A 16,122-nucleotide genomic window follows, 5' to 3' on the forward strand; every position below is an offset into this window, starting at 1 on the left:
CCAGCGGCACCCTACCCCTGAACCCCGACGGCGACCGGACGAGCCGTGGACTGGCGGACGAGCAGGAGCAGCGCGAAGACGCCGGCCGTCACCGCGGCCACGCCGGCGACACCACCGAGGTAGGCGGTCGCCTCCTGCGGGGTCGTCGTGTCCCACGTGGCCGGGGTCGCGCGCATGGCCCACAGCGCCGCGGCGCCCGACGCCGCGGCGCCCACCAGCAGGAGCACCGCCGTGGCGACGGACCCCGGCGAGGCGCCGGCGCGCGGGTCGAGCGACGAGCGCGGCGTGAACGCGCACACGAGCGCGCCCCACGCGAGCACCACGAGGACGGCCGCGACGACGTCGCTCGGACGGTGCCACTGCCCGACGAGCGTCGAGACACCGATGGCGGCCGTGTACGCCCCACCGAGCACCGCCACCAGCGGACGCCCACGCCGCGGCACCACGAGCAGGAGCGCCGCCGCGACCGACGCCGCGACGGTCGTGTGCCCGCTCGGCAGCGAGTTCTCGGCCGTCCACCCGCCGATGAGGTTCTCGCGCCCGAGGAGCACGTGCTTGACCGCCTGGGTCGTCACGTTGGCCCCCACCACGAGGAAGGCGACCTGCACCGCGAGGCCCCAGCGGCGCCGCACGACGGCGATCGCCATCGCCGCGGCGAGACCGCCGACGACGAACGTCACCGACACCGTGTCGAGCACGGGCTCGCCGAGCGTCCACAGCGGGCCCTGCCCGTTCACCGCGCCGTCGAACGCCGCGCGCTCGAGCATCTGCCCCGCGTACGTGTCGACGAAGAACCGCCACACGGCCCAGGCGAGGGCCGCCGCGACGACCGCCACCAGCGCGGCGACGACGCGCGGGGTGACCCGCGCCGTCGGGCCGGGCTGCGCCGTCGGGCGTGACGTACCGGCCCAGCCCCGCGGGCCTGCGGGTGGACGGGCCGACGGCGCGGCGCCGGACCCGGCGTACCCGGCGTACGGTCCGACGGTCGGCCCGTACGGTCCGGCCTGCCCGGCCGGAGCGGCGACCGGCAGCGGGCGCGTCCCGGTCCCGCCACCGGTCGGCAGCGGTCGCGTCGGCGCGTGGTCGGACGGCATCCTCCCACCGTAAGCGACGTCTGTGGGAGTTCGGGAAAGACGTGGAGCAGGAAGTGGTCCCTCCCGGCCGGCCGCGACCGGTCCCCACCTGCGGACAGAGCCGGGCCGACGGCGCGCGCCGCAGTAGGGTGGCGAGCATGACCGACGTCTCCTCGCGGCCGCTCCCCGCGGACGGCGACGCGCGCGTCCGTCGGCCGCGGCGCCCCCGCCCCGAGACGCTCGCGCGGCGCGAGGAGATCCTCCGTGCGGCGATGAACGTGTTCGGGTCCCGGGGGTACCACCAGGGGTCGCTGGCCGAGGTCGCGGAGCAGGTCGGCATCACGCACGCGGGCGTGCTGCACCACTTCGGGTCGAAGGACCGGCTGCTCACCGCCGTCCTCGAGTTCCGTGACCGGGAGGACGTCGCGCACCTCGAGGGTCGGCACATCCCCGGGGGCCTCGACCTGTTCCGGCATCTCGTGCTGACCGCCGCGATGAACGCCGAGCGCCCGGGCATCGTCCAGGCCTACACCGTCATCACCGGCGAGGCCGTGACCGACGGCCATCCCGCGAGCGCGTGGGTCACCACGCGGTTCGCCGTGCTCCGCGCAGACATCGCGGGCGCGCTGCGCGAGGTCGTCGAGGAGCGCCGCGCCGCCGGGGCCGACGACGTGGACCTCGAGCTCGACGACGCGGCGCTCGACCGTGCGGCGTCGTCGATCATCGGCGTCATGGACGGCCTGCAGACGCAGTGGCTCCTCGACCCGGACGCCGTCGACCTCGCCGAGGCGACGGCCTTCGCGATCGAGGCGATCCTCGCGGCCACCCTCGCGGGCGCCCAGCGACCGCGACCCCTGGACTGAGCGGCCGCGCTAGCCCGCGGGCACCTCGGCCAGCCCGGCGCTCCGTGCGTCCTCGCCGTCCTGGCGGTCGCGGCCGTCGCGGTAGGCGTCGATCGTGAGCGTCCGCAGGCGCGAGGACCGGCCGGTCGGGTTGTCGACGAACCCGACCGCCGAGATGTACGGCTCGATGACGTGGATCTTCTGCAGGGGCGTGACGATGAGCAGCTGGAGCCCGAGGCGCCGGAACAGCTCGAGCGCGAACCGCGTCGACTCGTCCGAGCCCCGCCCGAACGCCTCGTCGATGACGACGAACCGGAACGCCGTCGAGCGCACCGCGCCCCAGTCGAGCTTGAACTGGTAGGCGAGCGACGCCGCGAGGATCGTGTAGGCGAGCTTCTCCTTCTGCCCTCCGGACTTCCCGCCGGAGTCGGAGTAGTGCTCGTGCTCGGAGTCGTCGGCGCGCGACCGCTCGGACGCGGACAGCACGAACCAGTTCCGCACGTCCGTCACGCGGCGGCGCCACGCGTCGTCGAGGTCCGACATGCCCTCACGCCCGCGGAACCGCTCGACGAGCGCCTTGACTCGCAGGAACCGGTCCTCCGAGTAGGACAGCGCGCCCTCCGCGAGCGCCCCGTCGCCCTCGGCGAGCGCGCGGTCGTCCTCGGCGAGGATCCCGTCGCCGTCCGTGCAGGCGCGCAGGTCCTGCTGGAACTCGCGGACCTCGACGTTCGGTGTGCGCGACACCTCGAGACGGATGTACCGCCCGGGGTTGTAGTCGATCGCGCGCAGCGAGTCGTTGATCGTGTCGATGCGGTCGCGGATGAGGTCGGCCTGCTTCGCGAGCTCCGCGGCGAACCCGGCGATGTCGCGGATCGCGTTGGTGTTGAGGTACGCCTTGAAGTCGGCCTCGAAACGCGGCAGGTCGTCGCGCACGAGCCGGTCGTGGATCTCGCGGTAGCCGCCGGCCGAGCGCACGTCGGCGTCGAGCTCCGCGGTCTCCACGGGGTACGCCGACCGGAACGCGGCCATCTGCCCGGCGATGCGCGTGCCCAGGTCCGCGCGCTCGCGCTGCGCCTGCTCGGCCTCGGCCGTCAGGCGCGAGCGCACCGCGTTCTCGACGGCGTCGAGGTCGGCCGCGCGCGTCGGCCCTGCCGCCGGCCATGCAGCCGACCCTGCCGCCCCACCCTCCGTCCCCGCAGCCTCCGCCGTCGCCCCGGCCGACGCGAGCTCGCGGTCGAACTCCTCGGCGAGCGCCGCCGTCGTCTCCTCGTCGAGCGCCTCGCCGGCGCCGTCGAGCACCGCGCGGGCACGGTCGCGCGCGGTCCGCGCCTCGTCGAGCGCGTGCCGGTCGGCGCCGAGCGTCGCGACGACACGGTCGCGCTCCGCCTCGAGCCCGGCCTGGCGTCGCGCGATCTCGGCGAGAGCGCCCGCGATGCGGCCGAGCTCGTCGCTCGCCTGCTCGAGCCGGCTCTTCTCGGCGTCGAGCTCGGCGATGCGTGCGACCTCCGCTCGCCAGTCGAGCTCGTCCCAGTCCCGGTACACGTCCGCCCGGCCCAGGGCCGCCGACCGCTCCTGCAGGTCCGAACGCCGGGCGGCGGCCGCGTCCCGACGCCGCGCCAGCGCGTCGCGTCGCGCGGTCACCTCGGCCGCCTGCTCCAGCAGCGCGTCGACCTTCGCCTGCGTCGACCAGCCGAGCACGTACCCGCGGCGGTCGTCGACGGCGCGCACGTCGTTCTTCTCGTGGTGGTCCGGCGAGTGCTTGACCTGGCCGGAGCGGGTGACGGCCCGCGGGAGCCGGCGGAACGCGTCGAGGTCGTCGGCGCACGCGTGGTCGGCGCGGCGCTCGACCTCGGCCTCGACCCAGGCGGTGAGCGCCGGGGCGTCCTCCAGGGCCCGGACGTCGAGCAGGTCCGCGAGCAGGAGCGCGCCGTCGGGCCGGTCGGCGCGCCGGGGCGCACCGACACGCTCGGGCACCCGGTGGTAGACGAGCCGCAGCCCGAGGTGCTCGCGGTCGACCCACGCGGCGACCGCCTCGTAGTGCGCGGTCGGGACGAGCAGCGACAGCGCGAAGCCGCGCAGCACCCGCTCCGCCGCGCCCTCCCACGCCTCGTGCTCGGGACGGACCGCGAGCAGCTCGCCCACGAACGGCAGGTCGTCGGGAGTCAGCCCGACCCCGGCGCACAGGCGGTCGCGCACGTCGAGGTGGGTCCGCGGCAGGTTGGAGCGGCGGTCGGCGAGGCTCGCGAGCTCGCCCTTGACGTCCGCGGTCTCCTGCTCGACGGCGCGCAGCTCGGCCGCGACGCCGGCCACGTCCTCCTCGGCCCGGGTCAGCCCGTCGCGCACGACCGACGCCGCGGCGTCGACCTCGCGGCGGAGCGCCGCGAACGCCTCGGCGTCGACGAGCGCGTCCGCGAGCGCCCGCACGGCGTCGCCCTCGCCGCCGAACCCCGACTTGTGCGGCGCTGGAGCGTCTTCGTGGCGCACAACCCGGGGTTCGGCACCGGTGCCGTCCGCGGCGGGAGCGTCGGCACCGGAGGTGAGCGTGAGCCCCGCCCGCACCGCGTAGCCCGCGAGCTGGGTGGCGCGGCGCTCGCGGGCCGCGCGCTCGACCTCGCGCCGCGCGATCTCGCCCTCGATCGCGGCGAGCCGGTCGCCGCCGTGCCCCGCGCGCTCGAGCTCGAGCCGCTGCCGTTCCGCCCTGAGCTCCTCCAGGGCCGACGACGCGCTCGCCCGCCGCGACTCGCCGTCAGTGACCCGCTCGTCGAGAGCGGTGATGAGCCCGTCGAGGTCCGCCACCCGTCGCGACGCCGTGAACGCGCGCAACGCGTCGCGTCGCGCGGTCACCGCCTCGGCGTGCCGCCCGAGCGCGTCGTGGGCGTCGACGTCCTCGAGCAGCGGCGCGAGGCGGTCGATCTGCGCCGTCGCGCGGACGACCGCGTCGTGCGCCGAGGTGAGGTCGTCGAAGTGCGCGACGAGCCGGTCGGTCCAGCGGTCGGCGTCGAACGGCTCGAGCATGTGCTCGCGCACGAACTCCCCGAGGTCCCCGACGGACTTCATCGACACGGTCTGGTGGAACAGGTCCATCGCCTGGTCGGACGGGATGCCCAGGAGCCGGCGGAAGTCCCGGCCGTACTCGGGGAAGTGGTCGCGCACCTGGGCGCCGGACTCCCGCAGCCGACGCCGCAGCGCGGCCACGTCGCCCCCGAACCCGGCGAAGTCCTCCGTGATGGTCAGCGGCCGGTCCGTCGTGACGAAGAACCGGTCGGGCTGCCCCGACTGCCCCGGCGCGAGCCAGAACACCTGCGCGAGCGTCACCTGCTGGTCGAAGCCGCGGTTCGCGAACCGGCCGAGCACGACCGAGTACGTGCCCCGCTCGCGCAGCCCGACGTGGCGCGTCGTGCCCGTCGCCTCGTCGCGCTCCGACTTGAAGTGGCCCGCGACGTACGAGCGCAGCGACCGCTCGCGCGCCCCCGCGCCCGCAGCCTTGTTGTACGAGATGCGGTGCGACGGCACGAGGAGCGTCGTCACGGCGTCGACGATCGTCGACTTGCCGGACCCGATGTCCCCCGTGAGCAGCGCGTTGCGTCCGTCGAGGTCGAACGCCCACACGCGCTGGTCGAACGTGCCCCAGTTGAGGACCTCGAGACGCTCGAGCCGGAAGCCGGCGCGCGCGTCGAGGTCGGTCGCCGGGTCGTGCAGCTCGACCGGGCTGAACAGGCCTTCCATCACTCCACCGTCCCCGACGGCGAGCCCGCCGCCGCACCGCTCGTCGCTCTCGTCCCCGTGCTCCCCGATCCGCCCACGCCGTCGTCCCGGCCCGCGGCGACGTCGAGGTACTGCGCGAGCCGCGCGTCGAGGTCCGCGAGCCACTGCGCGTCCACGAACGCCTTGAGGATGCGGCGGACCTCGTACCGTCGGGCGTCGCCGCCCTCACCGTCCCCGGCCGAACCCGCCGTGCCGCCCGCATCGACGGTCCCGGGTCCCGGCCCCCCGTCGTCGGGCAGCGCCTGACGGCCCGCGGGACGCAGGAACCCCAGCTCGACGACGCGCCGCACGAGCGCGTCGACGCGGTCCACGAGGCGCGCCTCGTTCGTCACCGCGCCGGCGTCCTGCGCGAGGAAGACGCGCAGCAGCTCGACGATCTCGGAACGCGTGAGCACGAGCCGCGTGTCCCCGCCCTCGGAGTCGGACTGCGCGAGCCGCTTGCGCAGCAGCGCGAGCAGCAGGCTCACGTCGAACGGCAGCTCGCGCCGCGGGATCAGGCGCGGCACGCGCTCGTCGCGCTCGTGCTCGGGCTGCGAGCGCAGGTACGCGTACCCGTCGCCCACGTCGACGACCACCTGCAGGCCGAGCATCGCGACGGCGTCGCGCACCTGCGCCTCGTGCGCGAGCAGGTCGCGCCAGGTCTCCTCGCCCGACTCCCGGTACACGACCCCCTTGAGCAGGGACGTGACGACGACGGACAGCTCCGGGCTGCGCGCGGGTCGGGCCGTGCTGACCGGTGTGCTCACTGCTCCTCCTCGGGGCGGGGGTCGGGCGCGCCCGCGGCGGCGGCGGGAGCGCGGCGAGCGAACGTCACGCGCGGCAGTCGCGCGACGCGCACCACCGGGTCGGGTGCGGGGACGTCCTCGTCCGCGTGCCCGACGACGGGTGGCGGCTCCCCGAGCCAGCTCACCTCGTCGGTCGCCACGTCGTCGTGCACGACGGCGAAGCGCGGGTCGTCGAGCGACAGGTAGGACACGAGCTCCGCGAGCCCGTGCTCGAGCGGGACGTCGCGGACCAGGTCACCGAGCGAGATGTGGCCGCGGCTGCCGGGGCCCGACAGCGCGTCGCGCACCGTGCGGGCCAGACGCTCGGGGTCGACGTGCACCTGCTCGTAGAGTGCGGCGACCTCGAAGTCCTCGTCGCCCTCCTCCACATGGTCGGAGTCGAGCCGCGCGCCGGGCCGCGGCGTGAACAGCGGGCGCTCGGTCGGCAGCACGACCTCCGGCGCGACCGCGTCGATCGCCATCCCGGGCGGGCCCGCGGTGGTCGTGCCGGGCGGCGTGCGGACCGCTCCCCGTGCGACGTCGCGCGCCGCGAGCGCCTTCGCCTCGATCCCGCGCAGGATGTCCATGACGCGACGGTTCTCGAGCCACACCTGGTCGTCGAGGAAGCGGCGCAGCTGCTCGGAGAGCGTGCGGACCGTGGCCTGGGTGCGCTCCCCGGCGTCGAGCCAGTCGTAGTGGATGCGCCGCAGGCGGCGGTGCGCGGCGTCTCGCGGGGTGTCGTGCGGGGTGTCGTGCGGGCCGTCGTGCGCAGCGCCCCGCTCGACGACCGGCGCGACGTCCGCGGCGATCGCGTCGAGCGACTGCACCTCGTCGACGAGCGCGGCGAACTCCTCCTGCCGCCGACGGTCGAGGAGGAAGTCGTAGAACGCGTGGAACGACCGGCCCTGGTCCGACTCCGCGATCGCCGTGCGCGAGCGCACGACCTCTTCGAGCAGCTCGCCCTTGGCACCGTCCCAGCCCGTGATGCGCTCGCGCAGCGCGCGGTCGAGGGACCGGAAGTTGGCCTCGACCTCGCGGAAGTCCGAGAGCAGGTCAGCCGCGGTCTGCGTGAGCTGTTGGTACCGGTCGCGCTGCGCCGCGGCGTCGAGCACGGCGACGCGGCCCGCGCGGACCTGCGCGATCTCGTCGTCGATCCGGTCGCGGCGTTCCTCGAGCTCGCGCAGCCGCTCCGCCGGGTCGGTCTGGGCGCCGACCGTGAGCTGGCGCAGCAGCTCGAACACGGTGTTGAGCCGTGACTCGGTGCCGACGAACGCCCGCCCCCGCAGGGACGCGACCCAGCGCACGGCCTGCTCGACGGCGGGCGTCGCGTCGTAGTGCGGCTCCGTAGAACCCGGCGGGTACCACGCGCGCAACCAGCCCTGGTCGGGGTGCGCCCAGTGGTCGACGTACGCCTGCGGGCTGCGCGGGTATCGCGGTTCCGGCGCGCCGGCGCGCTCCGCGCGACGCAGGGCCCAGAGGTGGTCATCGAGCCGCGCGACGAGCTCCGCCTCGGGGATGGCCCGCACGTTCTCCTCGACGAACACCGTGCCGAGGAACGACAGCACGAGCGGCGCCGTGTCCGCGCGGAGCAGCCGCCACGCCGCGTTCGATCGTCGCAGGGCGTCGACGTCGTCGTGCAGCACGCAGGTCCTCTCGGGTCGTCCGGTCGTTCTCGGCGGGGGCGCCGTCGGCGGGGCTCGGGAGCGAGCCGCGCGCGCGAGGCGCCCCGCGATCCTAGGTCGCCCGGCCGCCGTCGTGCGGCAGCGCCACGGGCCGGGCACCGATCGACAGGACACGGGCCCGCGCTCTTCGCGTAGCCGCTTCGCAGGTCGCGGCGCGACGTCGGCCGCACCTGCAGGAGGACGATATTCGTACCGGGTCGACGGGACGGTCTGGCTAGGGTGCCGGGATGCCTCCTCGACGCGACCTGCTGCCACGGTCGACGCCTGCCGCCGCGAAGATCTCCTCCCGGGCGGTCACCGCGCTGCTGGACCGGCTCGAGGCGGACGGGGTCGAGTGCCACTCGATCATGGTCGTGCGAGGCGGCCACGTCGTCGCGGAGGGCTGGTGGTCGCCCTACTCGGCCGGACGCCCGCACCTGCTCTACTCGCTCACCAAGTCGTTCACGTCGATCGCCGTGGGGCTCGCGGTCGGCGACGGGCTGCTCTCGCTCGACGACCGGGTGGTCGACGTGCTGCCCGACCACGTCCCGGCCGACGTCACCGACCAGGCGCGCCGCCTCACCGTCCACCACCTGCTGTCGATGACGACCGGCCACGACGGCGACAGCCTCGGCGAGGCCTGGCGCCTGGAGCCGGGCGACCTGACCCGGGGCTTCCTGCGCGTGCCGTTCCCTGCGGTGGAGGGGACGCGGCATGCGTACGACAACGCCACCACGTACGTGCTGGCCCGGATGGTCGAACGCGTCACCGGCCGCGGACTGCCCGAGCTGCTCGACGAGCGCCTCTTCACCCCGATGGGCATCGACCACGCCGAGTGGGACCGGGTGGCGAGCGGTGCAGCCTTCGGGTTCCACGGGCTGCACCTCACGACCGAGGCCGTCGCCGCGTTCGGCGAGCTGCTGCTGCGTGGCGGCCGGTGGGGCGACCGGCAGCTCGTCGCCCGCGAGTGGGTGGAGCTCGCGACCAGGAATCACGTCGCGACGCACCAGGTCGAGGGCTGGTCGGACAACCCCGACGCACTGCTCGGCTACGGCTACCAGTTCTGGATGTCGCGCCACGGGTACCGCGGAGAGGGTTCCTTCGGCCAGACGTGCGTCGTCGTGCCGGCGCACGACCTCGTGGTTGTCATGACCAGCGCCCTCGACCGAGGCGGCGAGACCCTGCTCGACCCCGTCTGGGAGTGCCTGCTGCCCGGCCTGGACCACCCCGACGGCCCCGAGGACGACGCGGCCCTCGCCGAGCGCCTGCGGCACCTGGCGCTCGCACCGCCGACGGGCACCGCCGACCCGGTGCGTGCCGTCACGGCGCGGGTCGACGCGTCCGCGGAATCCTCTCCGCTGCCCGAGGGAACCTCGGTGGTCGTCGAACCCGCGAGCGGCGGATGGGTCGTCAGCCTGGGTGGGCCGCTCGACGTCGAGGTCGGGCACGGCGCGTGGCGGGAGAGCGCACCGCTCGGCCGCCCCGTCGTCGCGGCCGGCGCCTGGAACGGTGACACGTTCGTCGCCGACCTGTACGTCGTCACGACCCCGCACCGGGTGCGCCTGGTGGTCGACGCCCGGACGGCCACAGCGGTCGCGACGTGGAACGTCGTGCCGCTGACCGGCCCGCGTCTGGAGCTCCACGTGCGCGCACCGCTGATGACGCGGCCGGACGTCGCCTAAGCCTCGGGGCGGAGGAAACCGTCGCGGACGAGGCCTCGCACGCCCGGGAGGAGCTCCGCCGCGAGGTCGGCGGCCGGGGCCTCGAACAGCGCCGCGATGGCCCCCACGAGCTGGCCCACGCTCAGCTCGCCGTCGCTCGCACCGACGAGCGCGGCGAGGCCCGTCGAGGCGTGGACCGCGCGGCCGAGCCCGCCGCCCTGACGCAGGAGCACGACGCTCGGGTCGGCAGCACCCGGGGTATGGAACCGCTCCTCGGTGACGTCCTGCGCGACGGTCAGCCGCTCGCTCGCGAGGGCCGCGTCGTCGCGCGCCTCGAGCCAGTCGTGCGCCGCGAGCGACGCCGCGAGGTGGCCGCCGAGCGGCTGGTGGACGGATCCCGTGTGCTCCTCGAGGCGGCGCAGGGTCGGGGCTCCGGAGACCGGGCGCCGCAGCGTGACGATCCCGAACCCGATCGCCTCGACGTCGCGCGAGGCGAAGTCGTCGAGCCACGCGTCGTACGCGGAGGCCCAGGCCTGCGGCTCGCGGTCGGCGGTCGTGCCGCCGTCGCGGATCCACGTCTCGGCGTACTCGGCGGGGTCCAGCAGCTCGCGCTGGATCACCCAGCCGTCGAGCTCGGCAGCGTCCAGCCACGCGCCGACGCGCTCGGTCCACGGCTCGCCGCGACGGTGCTCCCAGTTGCCGAGGAGCTGCGCGACGCCGCCGGGGGCGAGGACCGCTCCGACCCCGGTGACGAGGTCACGCACCACGTCGTCCCCGGCGCGACCGCCGTCGCGGTACTCGTACTCCGTCACGCCCGGACCGCCAGCGCCGGCCCGCGGCGTGATGACGAACGGTGGGTTGGACACGACGAGGTCGAACGACTCGCCTGCGACGGGCTCGAGCATCGACCCGGACCGCAGGTCGAGCGCGCCCGCTCCCGTCCCGGGCACCCCGGGCGACAGGTCCAGCGCGGCGTTGAACGCGGTGAACCCGAGCGCACGCGCCGAGATGTCCGTCGCCACGACGTGGCGCGCGTGCCGGGCCGCGTGCAGCGCCTGGATGCCGCACCCGGTGCCGAGGTCGAGCACCCGGTCGACGGGCGTGCGCGTCGTCACCTGGGCGAGCGTCAGCGACGCGCCGCCGGCGCCGAGGACGTGGTCGGCCGCGAGGCGGCGATCGGTCGCGAGCTCGCCCAGGTCGGACGAGAGCCACCACGAGACCGGGCCAGCGGCGTCCGACGACGCGTAGGGGCGCAGGTCGACGAGCGCGCGCACCGCGTCGTCGGGCGCTCCCCCGGCCGCCTCCACGAGGCCGAGGCGCACCGCGCCGTCGGTCCCGGTCCGCGCGAGCGCAGCGTCCAGGTCGCGGCGCGGGACGTCGTCGCCGAGGAGGAACAGCGACGTGAGCGTCCCCGCGGCGTCGCGCGGGCCCGACGCCGCGTCCCGCCCGCGCTCGTCGCTCCCGCGCTCGTCGCTCCCGGCCGGACCGGGGCCGGCACCGCGCAGCACCCGCCGCGCGGGGACCGCCTGCTCGCGGTGCAGCGCCGCGGCGGCGACCGGTCCGAGCCGGCGCTCGACCCCCTCGACGGTGAAGTCGGCCGCGCCGAGGTCGGCGCAGAGGTCTTCGGCAGCGCTCTGGAGCACGTCCGGGGCGAGGCCGGTCCCGGGCGCGGGCGGGCTCGACGGGGCGTGGGGTGCGGGCATGGGTCCATCCTGCGGGATCCCGGCGTCGACGGCTCGCAGGCGGTCCACCGGGCAGGACGGACCCGGGCACGACGGACCCGGGCACGACGGACCCCGGGTCGCGCGGGACGACGTGGTGTCGTGCCGGCGACCCGGGGTCGGGTCGGTCAGGGTGGAGGCGTCAGCAGTTCTGGGCGCCGTAGGTCGCGATGTTGGTCGTCGCGCTCATGAACTCCTCGCCCGTGAGCGCCGTCGTGGCCTCGCTGAGGGCGGTGACGTCGGCGTTCGCCGGGTCCTCGGCCGCGGCGGCCATCGTGTCCGTGAAGGTGCGGAACGTCGTGGTCAGGTAGTCCCAGTCGCTCGCGAGGTCCGCGGGCGGCTCGGCCGCCTCGAACGCCGACGAGATGTCCTCGAAGGCCTGGACCGCTGCGGCCGGGTCGCTCGTGTCGACGCCGCTCACGCCGGTGAGCTCGTCGATCGCGGCGCACACGTCGCCCGACGCGCCCTCGGCCTCGGCCTCGGGCTCCTCCTCCGCGGTCTCCTCGGTGGTCTCCTCCTCCGCGGGAGCCGACTCCTCGCTGGCCGTGGTCTCGGGGGTCGTCTCCTCGTCGCTGCCGGAGCCGCCGCACGCGGCGAGGCCGAGGACGAGGAGGGCGCTCGTCGCGAGCGCGGTCGTGGTCTTGGTGATCGTCAGTCGGGTGCGCATGGGGACCATGCTGTCGTACCCCGAGCGGGACGGCGTGCCGGAACGGCCGTTCCGGGGAGTCCTCCCCATGTGGCGAACCCCATGGGATGAAGTCTCCGGAAGGGGTTGTCAGGAGGCGGTGCAGCCTGCCTGGAAGAACTCGGTGACGCGCTGCGACGACCGCGTGAGCGCGCCCGTGTCGATCTTGCGCCCGACGCGGTCGATCGACCGCGCGAGCTCGCCCGGGTCGTCGGCCCCCGCGGCCTCCACCGCGTCGGCGATCATCGTGAGGTAGGTCGTCACGACGTTCCAGTCCTGCGCGATCGCGCTCGGCGGCTCGGCCGCGACGAGGGTGTCGCGGGCGGTCGTGAAGCCCGCGACGAGCGTCTCGGGGTGCTCGACGCTGAGGTTCACCTGAGCCTTGGCGGCATCGCCCCACGCGACCTCCGCGTCGGGGCACGCCGGGTCGGCGGTGGCCGCCGGGTCTGCGGTGGCCGCCGGGTCTGCGGTGGCCGCCGGGTCGGGGGCGGCCGCCGGGTCGCCCTCGTCAGTCCCTGCGGGCGGCGCGGCCCCGTCGGCCTCGGCACCGCCGTCGGCGCCCAGGGCGCCGGCTCCTGCCCCGCCGCCGGCGGCCGCGTCGTCGACGGCGCTCGCGGTGGAGGGCGGTGCCGCGGCCGGTGCGGCACCCGGCAGCGAGACGACGTCGAACGAGCCGCTCGCGACCGTCGCGAAGCACAGCGCCGCCACGGCGACGAGCACGGCGCCGTGGGCCACGGTGCGCACGGGAGATCGCATGGCCACCATGATGACGCCTTCCGCACCCAGGACGAACACCACGGACGGTGCATCCGCGACATCCGCGGCGTCGCCCTCTCCATACGCCCGTATCGGTCGGCCGTCTACGATGTGCGCGTGGCGACCCCCGACCCTCCCGACGAGCCGCCGTCGCGGGCGCTCACGGGCGCACGGACCACCGTCCAGGACCGCAGCACCCAGCGGCAGCGGGCGATGGTCGACGCCGCGGCGCGGCTCCTCATCGAGCACGGGCTGGGCGCGGTGACGCACCGGCAGGTGGCCCGCGCGGCGGGGATGGCCCAGGGCTCCGCGTCGTACTACTTCCCGACGAGCGCGTCGCTCGTCGCGGCCGCGGTGGAGGCGGCCGAGGACCTGCGCGCGACGGCGGCGCAGGAGCACGCCGACGGGCTGCCGCGGCGCCCTCGCTCGCCCGTCGCGACGGCCCGCGAGCTCATCGAGACCCTCTACGCGCCGCACGTGGACGACACCGTCGTCGACGCGCGCCTCGACCCCATGATCACCGCGATGCGGGACCCCGCGCTGCGTCCGATCATGCGCGCGTCGCGGCCCCGGCTCCTCGTCGCGCTGCGGACGGTGCTCGACGCCTCGGGCTACGAGGACGTCGAGGACGTCGACCTGCTCGGGCACGTCGTCGACGCGGCGCTCGTCGCCGCGACGGCGGAGGAGGACGGGAAGGTGCTCGCGCACGCCACGGCGACCGTCGCGCGCCTGCTCGACCGCTGGCGCTGACCCGTTTACTTACTGACCTGTCAGTCTTCGAGTACGCTGTGCGTCGTGAGCACAGCCGCCTACCTCGACCCGTCCCTGCCCGTCGCCGAGCGCGTCGAGGACCTCCTCGGCCGCATGACGCTGCCCGAAAAGGTGGGGCAGATGCTCCAGCTCGACGCGCGCGACGGCGTCGGGCCGCTGATCGAGGACAAGCACGTCGGCTCGATCCTCCACGCGTCCCCGGAGAACGTGCGCGAGGCGCACGCGCTCACCGAGACGACGCGCCTGCGCATCCCGCTGCTCGTCGCCGAGGACGCGATCCACGGCCACTCGTTCTGGGTCGGCGCCACGATCTTCCCGACCCAGCTCGGCATGGCGGCGACGTGGGACCCCGACCTGGTCGAGCGCGTCGCTCGCGCGACCGCCGTCGAGGTCGCCGCCACGGGCATCCACTGGACCTTCTCCCCCGTCCTGTGCATCGCGCGCGACCTGCGCTGGGGCCGCGTCGACGAGACGTTCGGCGAGGACCCGTTCCTCATCGGCGAGCTCGCCTCCGCGATGGTCCGCGGCTACCAGGGCGACGGCCCGAGCGACCCCACCGGCGTCCTCGCCACCGCCAAGCACTTCGCGGGCTACTCCGAGACCCAGGGCGGCCGCGACGCGAGCGAGGCCGACATCTCGCGGCGCAAGCTGCGGTCCTGGTTCCTCCCGCCGTTCGAGCGCGTCGCGCGCGAGGGCGTCGCGTCGTTCATGCTCGGCTACCAGTCGATGGACGGCGTCCCGGTGACGGTCAACGGCTGGCTCCTCGACGAGGTGCTGCGCGGCGAGTGGGGCTACACGGGCACGCTCGTCACCGACTGGGACAACGTCGGGCGCATGGTCTGGGAGCAGAAGATCCAGCCCGACCACGTGCACGCGGCCGCGGCGGCGGTCCGCGCCGGGAACGACGTGGTCATGACGACGCCGCAGTTCTTCGAGGGCGCGCTGGAGGCGGTCGCGCGGGGCCTGGTCACCGAGTCCGCGATCGACGACGCCGTGCGCCGCATCCTCACGCTCAAGGTGCGGCTCGGCCTGTTCGAGGACCCGCGCCGGCCCGACGTCGCGCGCCAGCAGGCCGTCATCGCGTCCGGCCAGCACACGGCCGTGAACCTCGACGTCGCGCGGCGCTCGCTCGTCCTCCTCAGCAACGACGGCACGCTGCCGCTCGCGGGCGGCCTGACGGCCGGCGACGACGGCCGTGCGGTCGCGCGCGCCGGCTCGCCGGCCCGGACGATCGCCGTCGTCGGTCCGAACGCCGACGACGACCACACCCAGCTCGGCGACTGGGCCGGCGCGTCCGGCCAGGCCGACTGGCTGCCGACCGGCCACCCGCGCGAGATGACGACGACCGTCCTCGACGGCCTCCGGGCCCACGTGCCCGCGGGCTGGACCGTGACGCACGCGCGCGGCGCCGACGTCCTCACGCTCGAACCCGACCCCGAGGGCGCGTTCTTCCCCGACGGCCAGCCGCGCCCCCAGGTGGTCGTGCCCGCGGCGCCCGACGACGCGCTGATCGCCGAGGCCGTCGGCGCGGCCCGGGAGGCGGACTTCGTCGTGGCGGTCGTCGGCGACCGGATCGAGCTCGTCGGCGAGGGCAAGTCGACCGCGACGCTCGAGCTCGTCGGCGGCCAGGTCGCCCTCCTCGACGCGCTCGCCGCGACGGGCACGCCGCTGGTCGTCGTGGTGGTCGCCTCCAAGCCGCTCGTCCTGCCGCCGTCGGCGCGCGACGCCGCGGCGATCGTCTGGGCGGCGAACCCCGGGATGCGCGGGGGGCAGGCCGTCGCCGAGCTCGTGCTCGGGCTGGTCGAGCCGGAGGGGCGCCTCCCGATCTCCTTCGCGGAGCACGCCGGCCAGCAGCCGACGTACTACAACCAGGTGCGTGGGCAGCACGGCGACCGGTACGCCGACCTCACGCAGCGCACGGCCTTCGCGTTCGGCGAGGGCCTGAGCTACACGACCGTCGAGTACGCGGACCTGCACGTGCAGGAGACCGTCGTCGGGGTCGACGACGTCGTGCGCGCCCAGGTCACGCTCCGCAACGCGGGCGACCGGCCCGTGCGCGAGACCGTCCAGGTGTACGTGAGCGACGTCGTGACGTCGGTGACGTGGACCGACAAGGAGCTCAAGGCGTACCGCAAGGTCGAGCTCGCGCCGGGCGAGACCGCGACGGTCGACCTCGAGGTGCCCGTCGCCGACTGCACGCTCGTGGACGCCGCCGGACGACGCGTCGTCGAGGCGGGCGACTTCGAGCTGCTCGTCGGGCCGTCGTCGCGCGACGAGGTGCTCCTCCGCGCTGGCTTCACCGTCAAGGGCTGACGGGTCCGTCCGGTCGCCCGGTCACCCGGTCCGTCCGGCCGCCGAGGGCGAGCCGCAGACCGCGAGATAGAGCCCCAGACCGCGAGATAGAACCCTGGTCATCGACCAGG

Annotated in this window: 11 protein-coding genes; 4 read left to right on the forward strand and 7 right to left on the reverse strand. The window is 75.3% G+C overall.

The window, feature by feature from the left end; genetic code table 11:
- Window positions 1–11 precede the first annotated feature (11 nt).
- Complete coding sequence (locus AC4H2G_RS02280) at window positions 12–1,094, reverse strand: phosphatase PAP2 family protein (protein ID WP_494364143.1); 1,083 nt, start codon at window positions 1,092–1,094, stop codon at window positions 12–14.
- A gap of 137 nt (window positions 1,095–1,231) precedes the next feature.
- On the opposite strand from AC4H2G_RS02280, the gene AC4H2G_RS02285 reads away from it, so the two are divergent.
- Complete coding sequence (locus AC4H2G_RS02285) at window positions 1,232–1,936, forward strand: TetR/AcrR family transcriptional regulator (RefSeq protein ID WP_494364144.1); 705 nt, start codon at window positions 1,232–1,234, stop codon at window positions 1,934–1,936.
- 9 nt (window positions 1,937–1,945) lie between these two features.
- Here the strand turns inward: AC4H2G_RS02285 and AC4H2G_RS02290 are convergent, their stop codons facing one another.
- Genes AC4H2G_RS02290 through AC4H2G_RS02300 form a run of 3 tightly spaced genes read right to left on the reverse strand, consistent with a single transcriptional unit; the run spans window position 1,946 to window position 8,087 of the window.
- Window positions 1,946–5,641, reverse strand: coding sequence for an ATP-binding protein (locus tag AC4H2G_RS02290; protein ID WP_494364145.1), 3,696 nt, complete (start codon window positions 5,639–5,641; stop codon window positions 1,946–1,948).
- Window positions 5,641–6,426, reverse strand: coding sequence for a DUF4194 domain-containing protein (locus AC4H2G_RS02295; protein WP_494364146.1), 786 nt, complete (start codon window positions 6,424–6,426; stop codon window positions 5,641–5,643). The genes AC4H2G_RS02290 and AC4H2G_RS02295 overlap by 1 nt, the downstream gene beginning before the upstream one ends.
- A complete protein-coding gene (locus AC4H2G_RS02300) occupies window positions 6,423–8,087 on the reverse strand; it encodes a DUF3375 domain-containing protein (protein WP_494364147.1) in 1,665 nt (554 codons plus the stop codon). Before AC4H2G_RS02300 ends, AC4H2G_RS02295 begins: the two co-directional genes overlap by 4 nt.
- 266 nt (window positions 8,088–8,353) lie before the next feature.
- Between AC4H2G_RS02300 and AC4H2G_RS02305 the strand changes: the two genes are divergently transcribed.
- Complete coding sequence (locus AC4H2G_RS02305; protein WP_494364148.1) at window positions 8,354–9,787, forward strand: serine hydrolase domain-containing protein; 1,434 nt, start codon at window positions 8,354–8,356, stop codon at window positions 9,785–9,787.
- Here the strand turns inward: AC4H2G_RS02305 and AC4H2G_RS02310 are convergent.
- The 3 genes from AC4H2G_RS02310 to AC4H2G_RS02320 form a co-directional block, all read right to left on the reverse strand.
- Window positions 9,784–11,469, reverse strand: coding sequence for a DUF7059 domain-containing protein (locus AC4H2G_RS02310; RefSeq protein WP_494364149.1), 1,686 nt, complete (start codon window positions 11,467–11,469; stop codon window positions 9,784–9,786). The genes AC4H2G_RS02305 and AC4H2G_RS02310 overlap by 4 nt on opposite strands.
- Before the next feature lie 160 nt (window positions 11,470–11,629).
- Window positions 11,630–12,154 (reverse strand): hypothetical protein, encoded by a 525-nt coding sequence (locus tag AC4H2G_RS02315; protein ID WP_494364150.1) that lies wholly within the window; start codon window positions 12,152–12,154, stop codon window positions 11,630–11,632.
- Between the two features lie 108 nt (window positions 12,155–12,262).
- Window positions 12,263–12,928 (reverse strand): hypothetical protein, encoded by a 666-nt coding sequence (locus AC4H2G_RS02320; RefSeq protein WP_494364151.1) that lies wholly within the window; start codon window positions 12,926–12,928, stop codon window positions 12,263–12,265.
- 117 nt (window positions 12,929–13,045) lie between these two features.
- Between AC4H2G_RS02320 and AC4H2G_RS02325 the strand changes: the two genes are divergently transcribed.
- Together AC4H2G_RS02325 and AC4H2G_RS02330 are read left to right on the forward strand one after the other, a co-directional pair.
- Complete coding sequence (locus AC4H2G_RS02325; protein WP_494364152.1) at window positions 13,046–13,678, forward strand: TetR/AcrR family transcriptional regulator; 633 nt, start codon at window positions 13,046–13,048, stop codon at window positions 13,676–13,678.
- Window positions 13,679–13,723: 45 nt separating this feature from the next.
- Window positions 13,724–16,012: an exo-beta-d-1,3/1,6-glucosidase gene (locus tag AC4H2G_RS02330; protein ID WP_494364153.1), complete on the forward strand. Its 2,289-nt coding sequence runs from the start codon at window positions 13,724–13,726 to the stop codon at window positions 16,010–16,012.
- Window positions 16,013–16,122: the final 110 nt, after the last annotated feature.

The organism is Cellulosimicrobium sp. BMG9.23, assembly GCF_059159985.1.

What these genes read in the sequence shown, in the direction of transcription:
- AC4H2G_RS02280 (WP_494364143.1), bottom strand. Translation starts at nt 1,094, where the DNA reads ATGCCGTCCGACCACGCGCCGACGCGACCGCTGCCGACCGGTGGCGGG.
- AC4H2G_RS02285 (WP_494364144.1), top strand. Translation starts at nt 1,232, where the DNA reads ATGACCGACGTCTCCTCGCGGCCGCTCCCCGCGGACGGCGACGCGCGC.
- AC4H2G_RS02290 (WP_494364145.1), bottom strand. Translation starts at nt 5,641, where the DNA reads ATGGAAGGCCTGTTCAGCCCGGTCGAGCTGCACGACCCGGCGACCGAC.
- AC4H2G_RS02305 (WP_494364148.1), top strand. Translation starts at nt 8,354, where the DNA reads ATGCCTCCTCGACGCGACCTGCTGCCACGGTCGACGCCTGCCGCCGCG.
- AC4H2G_RS02310 (WP_494364149.1), bottom strand. Translation starts at nt 11,469, where the DNA reads ATGCCCGCACCCCACGCCCCGTCGAGCCCGCCCGCGCCCGGGACCGGC.
- AC4H2G_RS02315 (WP_494364150.1), bottom strand. Translation starts at nt 12,154, where the DNA reads ATGCGCACCCGACTGACGATCACCAAGACCACGACCGCGCTCGCGACG.
- AC4H2G_RS02320 (WP_494364151.1), bottom strand. Translation starts at nt 12,928, where the DNA reads ATGCGATCTCCCGTGCGCACCGTGGCCCACGGCGCCGTGCTCGTCGCC.